Below are 16,832 nucleotides of genomic sequence, written 5' to 3'. Positions count from 1 at the left end.
GCGGTTGTACTCCTCAAATTTCCAGGTTGACGGGCCCGGCGGCTGCCGAGACACACGTTTGGATAAGTTCCCCGGGCGCCCCATGAATCTCACCGGTGCGCAGATCTCGGACCCTCCCGGCAAGCAAAGGAGTCAGGCAGCTGTGACAAATACCCATGCGGCAGCCGCTGGGCATCAGTACCCCTGCGTCCTCGCCGACGTCGAGGAGGGGGACGCCGCCGTCGGCCTTGACCTCGCGATCGGAAGTTTCGAACGTGACCATGCCGCCTTCGCTGCCGTCCCCTCCCAGGAGTTCGGTGCTGAACCGCTCGATGGTGAGCGAGCCGTGCCCTGATCCACCGTTGGCTGTCTTCCCTGACGTGGCGGCCGGAGTCAACGCTGCCTGGTTCCACATGGCTTCGGCGTCATCCAGGAAAGACTCGGGGCCGCACGCGTACGCCGCTCTGTCACGCCAGTCCGGGCACACTTCCTCGAGAACGGCCGTAGAGGTGAAGTTCATGCGGCCACGTCCACCGGTGAGCCACTGAACCACTCGGAAGTTGGGAAATTGATCAGCAAGTTCGTCCAGTTCCTCGCGGAAGATACTGTCGCCTTCTTGACGGGAGGAATGGATGAGCACAACATCTGCGTCAGGGCGGCTGGGGACAAGCGTCCGAATCATTGACATGACGGGTGTGATGCCACTTCCCGCTGTGAGCATGAGTAGTGAACGGGGGTGCTCAGGGAGGACAAAATCGCCCTGGGGCGGTGCCAGGAAGAGGATGTCACCAACCTTGGTCTTACGGACCAAGGTTCCGGACACGGATCCTACGTCAGTGACCGTGATGGCCGGACCTTTGCCAGCCGGCGCACTCAGCGAATAGGACCGCCATTGGCGGACCCCGTTGATTTCGACGCCTATTCTCGCCCATTGGCCGGCGAGGTGGGCATGCCAGCCGCGGCCGGGCCGGAAGAAAATGGTGGCTGATTGAGCTGTTTCGCGGACTACCTCGGTGACGACTCCGCGCAATTGACGGGACGAGTAGACCGGGTTGAACAGCGCCAAGACATCCTCAGGCGCAAGCGGGGTGGTCAAAACCGAGGCGATGCGGGCCAGGGGACGAAAGCTGACCATGAACTACTCCTCGCAACGACGGAGACCGAAGACCTCGACAACGTGTGCCGGGATATCCGAACTAGCAAATATCATAAGTATACTTACAAATCTCATTCCCTGAAACATAGGGAAAGCCCCTCAGGAGGGGCTTTCGACGGGAATAGGGCGAAATGCTTGGATTGGTCAGCGGTGATGCGCTCCTCCCCTCCGGGCCTTTGTGCCCATGCCGGCTTCAGTAGCAAGACAGTAATACGCGCAGCGGATGACATGCAAACCCGTAACCGACTAAGACCATCAGCACGGCAGCCCCGGTATCCGGATTCAGGTTTTGGTCATCGGGGCAGCCGCACGAAAGTGACCTTGAGCGGATTGCTCGGCTTTTGATATATTAGTTAAGTATTAGATGTCTACGATGACTCTTAACTCAACGAGGAGTAAACAGCATGCAGCAACTCGCGCATCGACTCGAACGGCTCGGCACCGAAACCGCCTTTAGCGTTGCCCAAGCTGCGGCGGCCTGGAAGGCGAAGGGAAATCTGGTGTACCCCTTCCACCTCGGCGACATCAACATCCCGACCGCGCCACATATCGTCGAAGCCATGACCAAGGCAATCGCTGACGGCTACACGGGCTATTGCCCCGGCCCGGGCATCCCACAGCTCCGGGAAGCCCTCGCCGAGGACCTCGGCTCCCGCCGCGGCATGACTTTCTCTGCCGACAACGTCGTGGTGATGACGGGCGGCAAGCCGGTCATCACCAAGTTCCTGCAGGCGGTGATGAACCCCGGGCAGGAGGTGCTCTACCCGAATCCCGGCTTCCCCATCTATGAGTCGCAGATCGAATACCTCGGAGGCACAGCGGTGCCGTACCGGTACCTCCCCACGAGCCAGGGCTTCTCGATCGACCTGGACCAAGTGCGCGCGTCCATCACCCCGAACACGGTGGCGATCATCTACAACGACCTCCAGAATCCCATCTCAGCGGAGTCGACCACAGCCGAGCGCGAAGCCATCGCGCAGCTCGCCCAGGAGCACAATCTATGGGTGCTCTCCGACGAGGCCTACTTCGAGACCCGTTACGAGGGCGCCTCCAGCTCGATCGCCTCGATTCCCGGTATGGCGGAACGTACTGTCATCCTTTACACCTTCAGCAAGAAGTTCGCCATGACCGGCTCACGGCTAGGCTGCGCAGTCGCACCACTTGAGATCGCAAAAGTCCTCAGCACGCTCAACACCAACGATGAATCATGCACAACCCATTACGTGCAATGGGCAGGCATCGAAGCACTCCGCGGCACCCAGGAACCCGTCCAGCAGATGCTGGACATCCTGCGTGAGCGCCGGGATGCTACCTGCAAGCTCGTCAATTCCGTCCCCGGAATGCACGTCGCCGTGCCGCAATCGACCTTCTACCTGTTCCCCGACGTCACCGACGTCATGGAGAAAATGGGGTACACGGCAGTGGGCGACTTCGCAAGCGACGCTCTGTACAAGACCGGAGTCTCCTTCTGCACGCGTGAGCACTTCGGCCGGCGCCAACCCGGTGAAGAACGGCAGTACATCCGGCTCGCCTACTCAGGCATCGACGTAGCGGACATCCGCGACGGCCTCGGCCGCCTCCGCGAATGGATCGTGGCCGCATGAGCCGGGTTGTCGTCACGGGACGCATCCCCCACGCTGCGATTGAAAAACTTCGCACCGAACACGACGTCGATGCCTGGAACGGCCCGGAATCCATTGGGCGCGAGGAACTCCTGCGTCGCGTAGCTGGTGCCGACGCGATCGTGTCCCTGCTTACCGAGCGAGTTGATGCCGAACTGCTCGACGCAGCCGGACCGCAGCTCAAAGTCGTGGCGAACGTCGCCGTCGGATATGACAACATTGACGTGCCCGCCTGCACCGCGCGCGGTGTCGTCGCCACCAACACGCCCGGTGTGCTCACCGACGCCACAGCGGACATCGCGTTCGGCCTCATCCTCATGGCGACCCGTCGGCTCGGTGAGGGCGAACGCCTTATCCGCTCGGGCGAGGCATGGAAGTGGGGCATGTTTTTCCTGCTCGGGTCCAGCCTTCAAGGAAAGACACTCGGCGTCGTCGGCATGGGCGGCATCGGCCAGGCAACCGCGCGCCGGGCCAAAGCCTTCGGCATGGACATCGTGTACCAGTCCCGCAGCGAAATCGATCCCACGATCGCCGCCGAGTTGGACGCACGCCGCGTCGATCTCGACGAGCTGCTGGCCGTTTCCGACGTCGTCTCGCTGCACTGCCCGTATGGTCCTGCCACTCACCACCTGATCGGAACCGAGCAACTGGCTGCGATGAAGAGTTCCGCGTTCCTCGTCAACACCGCCCGCGGACCTATCGTCGATGAGAATGCGCTGGCAACTGCGCTCCGGGAAGGTTCTATCGCGGGAGCCGGTCTCGACGTTTACGAGCAGGAGCCCCGCGTCCATCCGGGGCTGCTGGAGTTGGAAAATGTTGCGCTCCTGCCGCACCTTGGCTCGGCGACGGTAGAGACGCGCACCGCCATGGCCATGCTCGCCGCCGACAACACCCTCGCAGTGCTGAGCGGGGAACAACCCCCTGCACCGATCGCTTAGGGCGTCGGGGGTACACAACGAGGAGAGCCGGCCAGCAATAGGCGACTCCGCTCCTCCGTGGTGTGGAGACTGCGTAACTAGTTGGGGGGCGTCCGTGGTTCACGGACACCCCCTGGCTTGTCCCCTCTATCTACTATTGGCACATGGCCTTGACCTCGGCGCACGACCTTGCCGTCCCGAACCTCGGGATGCCACGCCTCCATCCGGTACGCAGGCAGACGTGGGGTCTCCGTGCCGGATACCTCATTGATCCAGATGGCACCCAGCTCACCCTTATCGAACAGCGGCCCTGAGGACGAACTACGCCCCGCGCTCAGGGCCAGGCAGCCTGCTAGCCTCTCCCCATGCGCACAACGTCGGCACGAACCAAAGCCTCCGCCAGCGGACAGCGCATTTTAATACTGTCCGCAGGCGTGGGATCGGGACATAACAGCGCCGCAGCGGCGGTACAGCAAGCTTGCACCGCCCGCGCTGACACCGCCGAGGTGCAGGTGCTGGACGTGCTGCAGGTAAGCAGCGTTCTCTACCGCGCACTGCTGGGCAAGGGCTACTTCGTCCTCGTAGAAGACTTGCCCTGGCTGGTCGAGTGGGGCTACGACATCAGCAACCCGCCGTACCGGCGTCGTGGCCCGATCGACCCCTGGACGCGGGTGAATGCCGCCCCGGTTGTCAGTGCCATCAAGCGCTTCCGGCCCACCGCGATTGTCTGCACGCATTTCCTCCCAGCCCAGCTGTTGGCCTCACTTCTCCTTCGCGGCGTGATCGATGCAAAGACAGCTGTGGTGACCACCGACTATGACTTCCAGGGCCTATCGCTCTCAGGCGCCTTCCACAAGATCTTTGTGGCCAGGGAGGAGGGAAAGGTGGAGCTCATGGCGCTCGGCCTTCCTTCCGACCGTGTCGCTGCTACGGGAATTCCGATCAGCAAACAGCTCACTCCAGCGCCCGAGCGCAATGCCAACAAGCCGCCGATGCTGCTCATCTCGGCGGGCGCGACCGGTGGCGACTACGTTGTCTCAGTGGTGCGGCAGACGATGCACATGCGCTCCGAGTTCACAGCCACGGTCGTGTGCGGACACAACGATGCATTGCGCCAGCGCATCGAGGCGCTCGTCGCGTCGGCTGGCGACCGCTACAGCGTGCTCGGATTCACGTCGGAAATGCCGCAACTGCTGCAGCGCGCGGACCTGTTCGTGGGCAAGCCGGGCGGGCTCTCGGCGTCGGAGTGCATGGCTGCGGGGCTCCCCATGGTGCTTGTGAACCCGATCCCTGGTCAGGAGGTCCGCAACGGGGATTACCTCATGGAGCAGGGGGCGGCTGTCCGCTGCAACGCAGCGGCAACCATCGGCTGGAAAATCGATGAGGTGCTGCGCGAACCCGGCCGCCTACAGAAGATGCAGTCGGCGGCGCAGAGAACAGGTCGCCCCAATGCCGCGGCCGACGTACTAAGCGCCCTGCTGGGCGGACCGTCCCGCCCGCTGGTCGTGACGCGGGCGGCGCAAAGGACAATTCTTGCCGCCAGCGAGCAGCGCTTCGTCGCCACAGATCTCACGGGGCCTTCCTCATTGGTCCGCTTGGTTGACCAGGCTTCGGGCGGCACGGTTGCCCTGCTGCAAGAGGAGGAGTTGGCGGATTTGCAGAAGCGGTACTCGACGCCGGACGGAGACTTGGTGCTGCGCCCAAGCAAAGCGTCCCTGCTTCTCCACTGGGAGGAACGTCGGCTGCTCCGGGCTATGCTGCGGGGCGACGACGCGCTGCCTGTCCGTGTCGAGGGGCGGTTGGCGCCGTTCCGTGATCTTCCCGGATAATTGGCGGAACCTCTGACTCCATCAGGCCCGCTTGCCGTCTGAAATGCCTTCCTGGTCAATCAGACCCTCCGTACGTCGCAAGCGGATTGCGTTCTCCCAGCTGTCCGGGCTGTGTTGGCTCGCTTGCAGGGCCCACTCCCCGAACGGGGAGACCAGCGCCGTGTGGTCGAATCGCGCTGCAGGGTGGGGCCCGCATCCAAAACGACCCGCACAGTCGTCTCCGCGCCAGGCTGCAGGGTCACCTTCCGGAAGCCCAGGAGCTGAGCCACAGGTCTGCGGAGGGACACATCTGCCGCGTAGACCTGAACGACGGTTGAGCCCTTGCGGTTGCCCTTGTTCGTTACGTGCACGTTCGCGCTGCCGCCTGCGTTGTCCAACGTGTGGTCAATGAGTCGGTGCTCGATGGTTGTATAGCCCAGGCCGAATCCAAACGGGTACGCAGGCCTGTGCCCCCTGCCGTCGAGCCTGCGCTGACCCCATTGGTTGTCATAGACAACAGACTTTGCGGTGGAGTCGAAGAATGGCAGATGTGCGGCGTCCGTTGGCAGCACAAAGGGCAGCCGTCCGCCGGGCTCCTCGCTGCCGGTCAGCACACTCGCAAGCGCGCGGCCGCCCTCCATACCGCCGTACCAGGCAAAGAGGAACGCTGGAACGCGGTCACGCCATGCCTCGGTGAGGATCGCACTGCCGCTGACAAGCACGACGACGGTCCGGGGGTTCGCGCTGGCGACCACCTGGATAAGCCGCTCGTCAGAGGGGCGGAGCTTCAGGGAGCTGCGGTCGCCGCCCCGGACGAAGCGGGAGGCCAGGTGTGCGAGTCCGATGAGCAACCGACGGAGAGGGCCTGAGCCGAATTCCCGACCGAGCACGCCCACGTCGACACCTCCGGTGACGACGGATTCACCCTCGTCATGCTGGTCCAGGCCTACAACGACGATCGCCGTCTCCGCTGCGGCCGCCAAAGCCGCCGCGCGGTGCTCGTTCCGACCATTCGTCGTAGTGATCCTGACCCCTGGAAGCGCCTCACGCAGCCCCCGCAGCGGCGAGACTGTGGAGGGAGGCCGAACGCGTGACGAGCCATGATCGCCGAGGTTCGCTCTTCCGGCGAGCCGTCCGATCACGGCGAGATGCCGGGTAGCGGGAGCCAACGGCAGCAGCGGCGCCGCGCCGACGGCTTCGTTCTTCAGCAGGACGATCGACTTTGTCGCGACCTCGTGGGCAAGCGCCCGGTGGGCCGGAGAGGCGATGACGGCACGTGAAGGGACCGCTGATTCCCGGGCCGCGGCGTGCTGCACGCACGTGCGCAGAATGCGGCGTGCGGACTGCAGCACGGTGGCACGGGCCAAGACACCGTTGCTCAGCGCGGCTGGCAGGGCGCGGGCGCGCAGCAACCGGAGCGGCATCTCCACGTCCATTCCCGCCTCGAGGCTGACGACCGCGTCGTGCGTCCCGAACACCCAGTCGCTCGTCACGAACCCGGAGAAGCCCCACTCGTTCCGCAAAACGTCCGTGAGCAGGGCTCGGTTGACATCCATGTACTCGCCTCGCACACGGTTGTAGGCACTCATGACGGAGTCTGCTCCGGCGTCAACGACCGCTTTGAAGTGCGGCAGATACACCTCGTGCAAGGAGTGTTCATCCACCGCCACGTCCACCTCAAAGCGCTCGTTCTCCATCGAGTTGAGCGCGAAGTGCTTGACGCACGCCATCGTGTTCACCCGCACACCTCGGGTAAGGGCCGATCCCATCCGGGCTGTGAGTACCGGATCCTCCCCGTAGCACTCCTGCGCCCGGCCCCATGCTGGGTGGCGAAGCAAATTCACGCAGACCGAGGCCGAGTAGTTCGCTCCCCGGGCCCTGGTTTCCAGACCGATGGCGACTCCGACGCGTTTTTCCAGCGATGGATCCCAGGTTGCTGCCCGTGCAATTGTGACCGGGAAAGCTGTGGAGGCGCCGATCACTACACCGCGGCCACCGTCGCTGAACCGAATGCCCGGTATGCCGAGCCGCGGGACCGCCCCGGCCACGAAGGGCACCCTGTCCAACAGGATCGGGATGAAGGGGAGCAGCAACCTGGGCGAGTCGCCGTCGAGCAGCCCGAGGATCTCCTGATCCGTCATCTGTTGGATCAGTTGGTTGGCAGCTTCATCCGCATCAATCCCACCCATCCGGACTGCCCGGACTGCGTCGTCGTACGCGCTGCCCGTCGTCGTGTCCATCAATGCCGGCTCTTGCATTCGCGGGGCCGTAAGCCCGCAGCCATCTTCATGAACCCCATTCTGCACCCTGTACGTGCACGCGCACCTGAGCGAGGTTATCCCGTTCGGGTCGTGTTCAGTAGGGTTGGGAAGACCCCACCGTGAGGACCATCTCAATGCACAACACTGCCAGCCAGACCGCCGTAGACCGGCATTACGACCTGGTCATCATCGGCACCGGGTCCGGGAACTCCATTCCCGGACCCGAGTTCGAAGACCAGTCGATCGCGATCATCGAGGAAGGGTCGTTCGGCGGCACCTGCCTGAACGCCGGCTGCATCCCTTCGAAAATGTACGTACACACCGCCGACACCGCGCTGGACATTGCTGAGTCCGGGCGGCTGGGCCTCCGCGCTGAGCTCAACTCCGTAGACTGGCCGGCCATGGTCACCCGCATCTTTGAGAACCGCGTCGACCCTATAGCCGCCGCCGGTGAGGAATACCGCCGAAGCCCACGGACCCCGAACATCGACGTCTACGACCAGCACGCCGTCTTCGTCGGAAAACGCACCTTGCGCACGGGTCAAGGCGCCCACCATAAAACCATCTCAGGTGACCAGATCGTCATCGCCGCAGGTTCCCGGCCCGTCATCCCCGAGGACATCGCTGCCTCCGGCGTGCGGTACCACACCAACGAGGACATCATGCGGCTCCCCCGGCTACCCAAATCCTTGGTAATCATCGGTGGTGGCTACATCGCCATGGAGTTCGCCCACGTCTTCGACGCCCTCGGCACGGACGTCACGATCATCGCCCGCTCCACGCTCCTGGGGAACCTCGATGAAGACCTGCACGGCCCGTACAACGACTTGGCGGCAGAACGCTTCGATATCCGGTTCGGCCGGACCACCATCGGCGCCGACCAGACAGACCAAGGCATAACCGTCAGGCTCGACGACGGCACCTCCGCCACCGGGGAGGTACTGCTGGTGGCCACCGGGCGCATCCCCAACGGGGACCTGCTGGACCCACACTCCGGCGGGATCGAGACCATAGGCGCCGGGCGTATCAAGGTCGATGAGCACGGCCGGTCAACCTCCGCTGCAGGTGTCTGGGCCCTCGGCGACGTCTCCTCGCCCTACATGCTCAAGCACGTCGCCAACGCCGAGATGCGCGCCGTACGCCACAACCTGCTCAACCCGGAAAACCTGCAGAAAATGCCGCACGACCACGTCCCTGCCGCCGTCTTCACCAACCCCCAGATCGCCACCGTCGGGATGACCGAAGCCCAAGCCCGCGAACACGGCCACAACGTGACAACCAAGGTCCAAACCTACGGGGACGTGGCCTACGGCTGGGCACTGGAAGACACCACCGGCATCTGCAAACTCATCGCCGACCAAGAGACCGGCAAACTCCTTGGCGCCCACTACATGGGCCCCCAAGCATCAACCCTGATCCAGCAAATGATCACCGTCCTGGCCTTCGACCTCGACGTCCGCCAGTTCGCTGCCAACCAATACTGGATCCACCCCGCACTGCCCGAAGTCACCGAAAACGCCCTGCTCGGTCTGACCTTCAACCGACCAGACCGCACCGATTAGACTCCGGGGGAACCCGAGCTGGCGCCAGCGCTTCGGAGCACCCTTCGCAACTTTGCCGTACGCTGTGCAGAGTTGCTGCTCTCCTACGCGTGAGGATGAAGCCATGTCAGGCGAGATCACCGTCCCACTGCTGCCCTGCCGATCCATCGACGAAATCGCGGACTTCTACCAGATGCTCGGATTCGAACGCACTTACTGGCAGACCAAGCCCTACCCCTGCGTCGGCCTCCGTCGCGAAGACTTCCAGTTGCAGTTCTTTGGGCTGGACGGCTTCGACCCGGAGGCTTCGTACGGGTCGTGTGTGGTCCTGGTCGAGGACACTATGGCGCTCTACGAAGCCTTCGCCGCCGGCATGCGGGCGGTGCACGGCAAGGTGCTGGTCTCCGGCATCCCGCGAATGACCAGGCCACGCAAGCGGAAGAACACCGGCAACGCCGCCGGCTTCTCGGTCGTCGATCCGGGCGGCAACTGGATCCGGATCTTCCACAACACCGACGCCGCGGACGACAGCACCGACGAACCGTCCAGCCAGCTAGCGAAGGCCATGCAGAACGCGGTCGTGCTGGGCGACTCAAAAGGCGACACCCGGCAGGCCGCCCGGATCCTGGACAGCGCACTGAACAGGCACCGCGCGTCGTCGCCGGTCACTGACCTTGTGGAAGCGCTGGTCTACGGCGCCGAGCTCTCGATGCGGCTCGGTGACCGGGCGCGGGCCGGCGTACTGCTGGCGGAGGTCGCAGCCGCTGAGCTCACCGACGAGCAGCGGGATAGCCTGAGCGAGGCGCTGGCGAACGCGGCCAATCTGGAACAAGCACGGACCGCCGGAGACTGACCTGCATTATCGTCCCCGGACCCTTAACTCCTCCAGTTCAAACGCCCGACGACCATTTTCATCCTGGAGTAGAGTCGATCCATCACTCAACCGCAGGTAATCATCGAGCAGCGCAGACTACCTTCCACACGAGGACAAGACATGGGCAAAGTAGCCTGGGGATTCACATGCTCCATCGACGGTTTCATCGCTGGGCCCGGACATGACATGAGCTGGTTGTCCGATGCCGAACCACTCGACAACGGCACCACCGAGCGGATGGCCGGCGAGGTCGCGGTGATCATCTCCGGCAGGGACGGTTACGACGCAGCGAAAGCTCAAAGGGACGAGCGGGATCAGATGACAGCCGAGGCTTATGGCGGTGCCTGGTCCGGGACCGAGATCATCCTTACCCACCGGCCGGAAGAGATCGCCGACGACCCCACCATCATTGCGCTTAACTGCAACGTCATGGAGGCGGTCCGCCGTGCCCAGGAGATCGCCGGCGACAGGGACGTTCAGATCATCAGCGCCGACATCGCCCGCCAAGCACTGGAACTCGACCTCATCGACGAACTGCAGGTCTTCGTAGCCCCAGTGTTCCTCGGCGATGGCACCCGCATCTTCGATGTCCCCGGCGGGCGCCGCTATGACTGGGAGCTCGTCCAGATGTACGAGGGCGCCGAACGCAGTTTCGGGCGAACCTACCGGCCGAAGCGGCGCTGACCTCAGCCGGTTGGGCGACCCTGGGCCCAAGTGTTGCTGCGGGCCAGCGCGCCGGAAACTCGGCGCTGCCGCCTCTTGGAAAGCGTGCTTGGCTGACGGTGCGGCCCGGTTCCATTGGCGCCCTTCTCAAAATACAAAGGGCCCGGTCCTTCCGAGGTTTTTCGGGGCTACACTTCCATCATGCAGCCCTTGGTTCTGATGGGTGTCGTCCTCGCAGCGGCCGTGTTGTGGATCGGAGTCATTCTGGCGATGTTGGCCGGACTGCACCGCGCGCAACGCCGGGCTGAACGCAGGGCATCTCTTGCCGCGTACAAAAAAGCTGGACACAGGCCCTCGTCCCGGCTACATGTCTGGGTGGGATATCGACGGGGCGTGGCTGCAACCGCAGGCGCCGCCCCGTCGCACTCCGCCCAACGGCCCCGGCGGGGAACCAAGCACCCGATTCGTATTCACCGCCATCAGCCCCGGCGTTTCTCGCTGCGACGGAACGGAGGAAACACATAACAACTCCCACCCGGACTCCGCGGCGGACGGGTCTGCCGACCATACGGGGAAGTGATTCAGGATGCCTTGCCAGGGCTAAGGTCTCTCTCACGGCGAAGTAGAAGCCACCGCTCGGCGCTGGCCATGGCCCGGGTGGCAGCCGCCCAATAGGCCACACCAACGGCCAAGGAAGCAAGAACGGCCAGGCCTCTGTCCCCCTCCACCAACAGGGGGTATATCAGCCAGTGAGTGACATAGACATACAGGGAAGACGTGGCCAGCAGAGCCGTGATTCGATGCAGTCCACGTGGCACGGGCAGAGTCGGGATCCACAGCAGGACAAGGAACCCAACCACGATGGTTGCACTACGATACTCATCCGAAAATGAACCGGGGATCGTCACCAAGGCGATAGCGGTGACGACGGCGCGCTGCCGGACGTTTTTTGAGGCCGCAGCCGCCCAACCCAGTGCAAAAAGCCACAGCACGGGCCCCTGCCCGGGATACGACACTTCGACGACGTCGAAGCGCTGCAGCAGGTCAACGCCCGCCAAAGCCAGGGGGAAGCCCCACGGCCACCTGCGCAGGGCACGATCAACCGCCGGTATCGCGAGCAGCACAGCCAAACCGAGCAAGATGTGGACCAGTACCTCAACGAACCAGAAGCGGGACATATCCGTCCACCCCTGGGGACCCAGGAGAGAGTTCAGCAGGAACACGTTCTGCCAGCCATAATCATCCGTGAGCACAAACGCGACGGCAATCACGACGACGCTCGGAAGCACGATCCGCCCAACGGTACGCAGCTGCCTCAGCAGCCGCTCCTTTCGGGAGCCGGACAACTGGAAGCGGGCAAAGTTATAGCCGGCCAGCGCCATCAGGACGTGCGCTGTTCCTTCCCAGTCGAAGAATTTGAAGTGCGTGGACACTATGAAGACGATTGCCACGGCGCGCAGAACAATACCTGTCTCCATGCGGGCGAACAGCCGTCCCCGCAAAGTCCTGGCTTTGCCCGTTTTGCTGGTCACCGCGCCGGACTGGCGACCAGCGGATGAAGGGGCGGGCGTGAGCTCGCACACAGGCATGAGGTGCCAGCCGGTCGGAACATAGCCGAGAGCGCGCTCCAAACGGACCGAAGCAGCCACATAGGAAAGTGAGTCACCCCCCAAGGAAACGAACGTGTCGGACCCTTTGACGTTGCGGCATTCGAGGACGTCCTCGAAAATCTCCCGCACAGTGTCCGTCGATGACGCAGAACCCGTACTTGCCTCCGCCTCTGGTTGCCGATCTGAATCGGGCTGGAGGGACAATGCCAGGATGGCCGGGTAGTCGGGTTTTCCGTTGGCCAGCCGCGGAATGGACGGTACAGAATGAAGTTCGACGGCGGCACGCGGCACCCGCAGGTCCTGCGCCAAAGTTTTGGCGACCAAGGCGAGGTCATGGGCGCCTTCCACTGCTGCCACCACCATCTCGTCCGAGCCGGCAGCGGCGGCACTGAGGCCAAGGTGTGAAAGGATCCGTTCTACTTGTCCCAGATCAATCCGGAGCCCAGCGATTTTGACGAATCGGCTGCGCCGGCCAACGATTTCATAGAGGCCGCCCGGGTCTTGACGGGCAAGGTCACCGGTGCGGAGCTCTGAAATTTCGCGGCCGAGAGCCAGGTCCTCGGGTCGCTCCGCATAGCCCAGCATGACGTTGGGGCCGCTGAATACGAGTTCGCTGGCGTCCAACCCCGGGACTGGTTCAAGCCGGAACGCTCCGCCTGGTAGTGGCACTCCGATAGCGTGCGGGTGGACTGCCGCTTGGTCGGGTGGCAGGTAGGCCATCCGGGCTGTCGCCTCCGTCTGCCCGTACATGACAAAAAGGTCCCACCCGCGTTTTTGGCCCAACTCTGCGTAGCAACGGACTCGCTCCGGTGCCAGGCGGCCTCCAGCCTGGGTGATGTAACGCAGGCTCGGAAGGTCCAGGTGCTCGAAGCCGACCCGGTCCAGAAGGTCGAACGTGTACGGCACGGCGGCAAACGATGTCACGTGCCTTGATCGGACCAGGTCCCAAAAACAGGGATCCACCACCGAAAGCTCGGTCAGTACCAAAGATGCGCCCACCAGCAAGTGGCTGTTGACCACGCTCATCCCGTAACAGTACGAGAGGGGAAGCGTGGTGGCTGCGGTGTCACTTGGACGCAGGTGCAAGTACTCGGCGATAGCGGCCGCGTTGGCCTGAACGGAGGCGCCGGAGAGACGAACAAGTTTCGGTGATCCGGTGGAACCGGACGTGCTGACCAAGAGCGCCAACTCGGGATGTAAGTCGTGCCGGGTCTCGTCCCTCAGGACGTCCAGGACACAATCGCCAGGGCCTGAACGGGCAACAATGTCGGGATCATAGGCGGCAATGAGTGCTTCGGAAGCTTGGCCACCGCCCGGGGGCAAAATCAGCAGAGGATGTCCGGACGCCATGGCAGCGAGGTAGACCGTCAACGACGACAAGGTATTCTCGGCCTCAAGCGCAATCAGGCGTCGGGCGGGACCGAACGACCGCGCCATCGCCCCTACGAGCTGGGCCAGCTCACCATAGCTGATTGAGCGGTCGCCAACGCTGATGGCGGTACGGTCTCCGAACGCGGCCAGGTTGGCGGCGAACGAAACTCCGGCCAAATCCGGCTGAATAGTCACATCGGACATTGAACAAGGTAAAGCTAACCTAACTCAACTGGATAATGCCTCGGGCCGCAAATATTACCGTGGCTATGCGCTCACCGGGAACGCCACGCCCTCGCCGACCACCCGAAGGCAGAGCTCCGTTCCAGGCTTGGTGATGGACGCGTTCCAATGCCTGATGGTGATGACTTCGCCGCCGCCTGGGTAGCGGTGGCCGTTGCCTGAGCTTCCTCCGTCGGGGGCGGCATAAGCACCCAGTCTGATGCGGACGGTGGTTTCAGGTCCGAAGTAATCAGTGTCCACTACGACGCCACGGATGGGCCCATCCGGGGCGATGCGGATTTGTTCCGGCCGCAGCATGAGTTGAACCTTGCCTTGTGCCGGCGGGCGTCTGACGGGGATACCTCCCAGCGAGCAGGTAGCCAGGGAGCCTTCCATCCAGGCGTCCAGAATGACCGCCTCCCCGAGGAACTCCGCAGTGGCACGGTCCGCGGGACGAGTGTAGACGACGAAAGGGTTGCCAATTTGGGCCAGTGTTCCATCACGCATGATGGCCACTTGGTCCGCGAAGGACAATGCTTCGGCTTGGTCGTGGGTGACCAGGATGGTGGTCACGCCTGCTTCGTTCAGAACCTTCGCTACGGCTCTCCGCGTCGCGACGCGAAGCCCGGCGTCGAGGGCGGAGAACGGCTCATCGAGGAGCATCAATTCGGGCTCCCGGGCCAAGGCCCTTGCCAATGCAACCCTTTGTTGCTGACCGCCTGACAACTGATGGGGGCGGCGCTTTGCCATGGACGCATCGAGCGAAACCATGGCGAGCAGTTCCTCTACGCGCGCCCGCACGCCCCGCCGACCGCCGTCGAGCTCTCCAACGTCCAGACCGAAGGAGATGTTCTGCCCCACCGAAAGATGCGGGAAGAGCGCGCCGTCCTGGGCGACGTAGCCTACGTGCCGCTTGTGCGCGGGAACCCGGACCCCGTTTCCGGCAACCAAAGATCCGTTGAGACTGATCGCGCCTCTGGTGGGATGTTCAAAACCGGCGATGAGCCTGAGCAACGTGGTCTTGCCCGAGCCTGACGGACCCACAATGGCCGTGGTGCCGCCTTTGGATACGGAGAGGTCAATACCCCTTAACACTGTCTGCGGACCAAAATTCTTGGTGACGCCGATAATGTCGAGGTGAGTGTCCGTTGTTGGTGCAACCGAGGGTGCAATGCGCGGAGCCGCGAAACCCGGGGAGGAATGAGTAGTCACTGTCCGGCCACTTTCTTGGACTGTTGGAAGAGGAGGTACGTCATGGGGGCCGAGAGCAGGATCATCAGCAGCGCATAGGGTGCCGCGCCGGTGTAGTCGATTTCGCTGCTCTTGCTCCAGAACTCTGTTGCGAGCGTCCGGGTGCCGTTGGGTGAAAGCAGAAGTGTGGCCGTGAGTTCATTGACGATGGCGAGGAAAACCAGCGCCGCTCCCCCAGCAGCGGCGGGGGCGGTGAGCCGCAAAGTGACTTTGAAGAAGGACACCAGCGGAGCCTTGCCGAGGGACTGGGCGGCCTCGTCGAGCTCCTTGGGCGCTTGGGCCAGGCCGGAGCGAAGGTTGACCAACGCGCGCGGCACGAAAAGGAGGACGTAGGCAGCGATCAGGACACCCGCGCTTTGGTAGACACCCGGAATGGCGCGGATGCTGACGGTGACGAACGCAAGGCCCACCACGATCCCCGGCATTGAGCTGGTCACATAATTGGAAAGCTCAAGCATTTTGCTGAACCAGCCGGGATGCCGGACAGCCAAGTAGGCCATGGGGAAGGCCACCACCGTGGTGACTGCAGCGCCCGCTGCCCCGTACAAGAGGGTTTGCAGGAGCGCCGGGACGAACTCGTCCGCTGCCCAAACACCAGGCCCTCCTGCAATAGTCCAGCGCAGCACAAACCACACTGGGAGCCCGAAAGCCAGGACAGTCAGCGCCAGCATCCCCAGTTGCGCCGGCAGCTGATAACCGCCGAGAGCAATCCGGGTGGCTTTGGCCTGGGCGCCGGAACCTACGCGTGCGTAGCGGGCCGAGCCGCGGCTTTTCACCTCGGCGAGCAACAGGATAAGGCAAAGAAAGACCAGGACGCTGGCCAACATATTGCCTGCCGTGCCGTTGAACGTCGACTGAAACTGGACCATGATCGCGGTGGTGAAGGTATCGAATCGGATCATGGCAAAGGCTCCGTACTCCGCCAGGAGATGCAACGCCACCAGCAGAGCCCCGCCGGTCATCGCGATACGAAGTTGAGGCAGCACCACTCGGAAGAACACGGCCCAAGGACCATAGCCCATCGAGGCCGCGGACTGCTCGATAGCCGGGTCCAGCCTGCCTAGAGTAGCGGCTGCCGGGATGTAGACGAGCGGGAAGTAGGACAGCGTGGCGATGAGCACGCCAGACCAGATTCCCTCCAATGAAGGAACTGCGGACACCCAGGAGTAGCTGTTCACAAACGCAGGAATAGCCAGAGGCGCTGCCAACGCGACAGCCCACCAGCGGTGCCCGCGAAGGTTGGTCCGCTCCACCAGCCAGGCCCCGCCGACGCCCAGAACAAGGCACAGCGGAACAGTCAAAACCATCAGCATGATCGTGTTCAGCAGCAACTCGCCGACCCGCGGCCGGACAATCAATTCGACGGCGGTGTCCCAACCTGTCACTGCTGTCATATAAACGACATAGCCCAACGGCACCAGCGAAAACAGTGCTATCAGCACTGCCAGCAAGGACACCGTGGAAACGCCGAAGGGCGGGCGGGGGCGCTTGCCCCCACCCGCCGTCGTCGTGCTTTCCTGGCTCTGCGAGCCGGAAGCCGAAAACCGAACGGTCACG

General features: G+C 63.4%; 12 protein-coding genes. 7 read left to right on the top strand and 5 right to left on the bottom strand.

All coding sequences use genetic code 11. The features are described 5' to 3' along the window. Positions 1–13: 13 nt before the first annotated feature. Positions 14–1,114 (bottom strand): ferredoxin reductase, encoded by a 1,101-nt coding sequence (locus tag CGK93_RS11570; protein WP_089594951.1) that lies wholly within the window; start codon positions 1,112–1,114, stop codon positions 14–16. Between the two features lie 425 nt (positions 1,115–1,539). Between CGK93_RS11570 and CGK93_RS11565 the strand changes: the two genes are divergently transcribed. The 4 genes from CGK93_RS11565 (at position 1,540) to CGK93_RS11555 (ending at position 5,503) form a co-directional block, all read left to right on the top strand. Then, a complete protein-coding gene (locus CGK93_RS11565; protein WP_089594950.1) occupies positions 1,540–2,739 on the top strand; it encodes a pyridoxal phosphate-dependent aminotransferase in 1,200 nt (399 codons plus the stop codon). Further along, positions 2,736–3,695 (top strand): 2-hydroxyacid dehydrogenase, encoded by a 960-nt coding sequence (locus tag CGK93_RS11560; RefSeq protein ID WP_089594949.1) that lies wholly within the window; start codon positions 2,736–2,738, stop codon positions 3,693–3,695. Before CGK93_RS11565 ends, CGK93_RS11560 begins: the two co-directional genes overlap by 4 nt. A 143-nt stretch (positions 3,696–3,838) precedes the next feature. Continuing rightward, entirely contained in the window at positions 3,839–3,988 is a 150-nt protein-coding gene (locus CGK93_RS23575) for a hypothetical protein (protein ID WP_157731782.1), read from the top strand. Positions 3,989–4,039: 51 nt separating this feature from the next. Next, positions 4,040–5,503, top strand: a complete 1,464-nt coding sequence (locus CGK93_RS11555; RefSeq protein WP_089594948.1) for an MGDG synthase family glycosyltransferase — start codon at positions 4,040–4,042, stop codon at positions 5,501–5,503. A 59-nt stretch (positions 5,504–5,562) separates the two neighbouring features. Here CGK93_RS11555 and CGK93_RS11550 read toward each other — a convergent pair whose 3' ends face one another. Beyond that, positions 5,563–7,722: a beta-glucosidase gene (locus CGK93_RS11550; protein WP_232481286.1), complete on the bottom strand. Its 2,160-nt coding sequence runs from the start codon at positions 7,720–7,722 to the stop codon at positions 5,563–5,565. 155 nt (positions 7,723–7,877) lie between these two features. Between CGK93_RS11550 and mtr the strand changes: the two genes are divergently transcribed. From mtr to CGK93_RS11535, 3 genes are all read left to right on the top strand, one after another. Next, entirely contained in the window at positions 7,878–9,305 is a 1,428-nt protein-coding gene (gene mtr / locus CGK93_RS11545) for a mycothione reductase (RefSeq protein WP_089594947.1), read from the top strand. A 103-nt stretch (positions 9,306–9,408) separates the two neighbouring features. After that, positions 9,409–10,137: a hypothetical protein gene (locus tag CGK93_RS11540; protein ID WP_089594946.1), complete on the top strand. Its 729-nt coding sequence runs from the start codon at positions 9,409–9,411 to the stop codon at positions 10,135–10,137. A 141-nt stretch (positions 10,138–10,278) separates the two neighbouring features. Continuing rightward, positions 10,279–10,842: a dihydrofolate reductase family protein gene (locus tag CGK93_RS11535; RefSeq protein ID WP_089594945.1), complete on the top strand. Its 564-nt coding sequence runs from the start codon at positions 10,279–10,281 to the stop codon at positions 10,840–10,842. Between the two features lie 560 nt (positions 10,843–11,402). On the opposite strand, the gene CGK93_RS11525 is transcribed toward CGK93_RS11535, so the two are convergent. The 3 genes from CGK93_RS11525 to CGK93_RS11515 form a co-directional block, all read right to left on the bottom strand. Next, the gene (locus tag CGK93_RS11525) at positions 11,403–13,997 is read right to left on the bottom strand and encodes an AMP-binding protein (RefSeq protein WP_089597409.1); all 2,595 of its coding nucleotides are present in this window, start codon (positions 13,995–13,997) and stop codon (positions 11,403–11,405) included. A 72-nt stretch (positions 13,998–14,069) separates the two neighbouring features. Beyond that, on the bottom strand, positions 14,070–15,236 hold the full coding sequence (locus CGK93_RS11520) for an ABC transporter ATP-binding protein (RefSeq protein ID WP_232481283.1): 1,167 nt from the start codon (positions 15,234–15,236) through the stop codon (positions 14,070–14,072). After that, the gene (locus CGK93_RS11515) at positions 15,233–16,831 is read right to left on the bottom strand and encodes an ABC transporter permease (protein WP_198318211.1); all 1,599 of its coding nucleotides are present in this window, start codon (positions 16,829–16,831) and stop codon (positions 15,233–15,235) included. Before CGK93_RS11515 ends, CGK93_RS11520 begins: the two co-directional genes overlap by 4 nt. Position 16,832: the final 1 nt, after the last annotated feature.

Source organism: Arthrobacter sp. YN (assembly GCF_002224285.1).
Lineage (GTDB): Bacteria > Actinomycetota > Actinomycetes > Actinomycetales > Micrococcaceae > Arthrobacter.
This window is presented reverse-complemented; position numbering and strand designations above follow the sequence as displayed.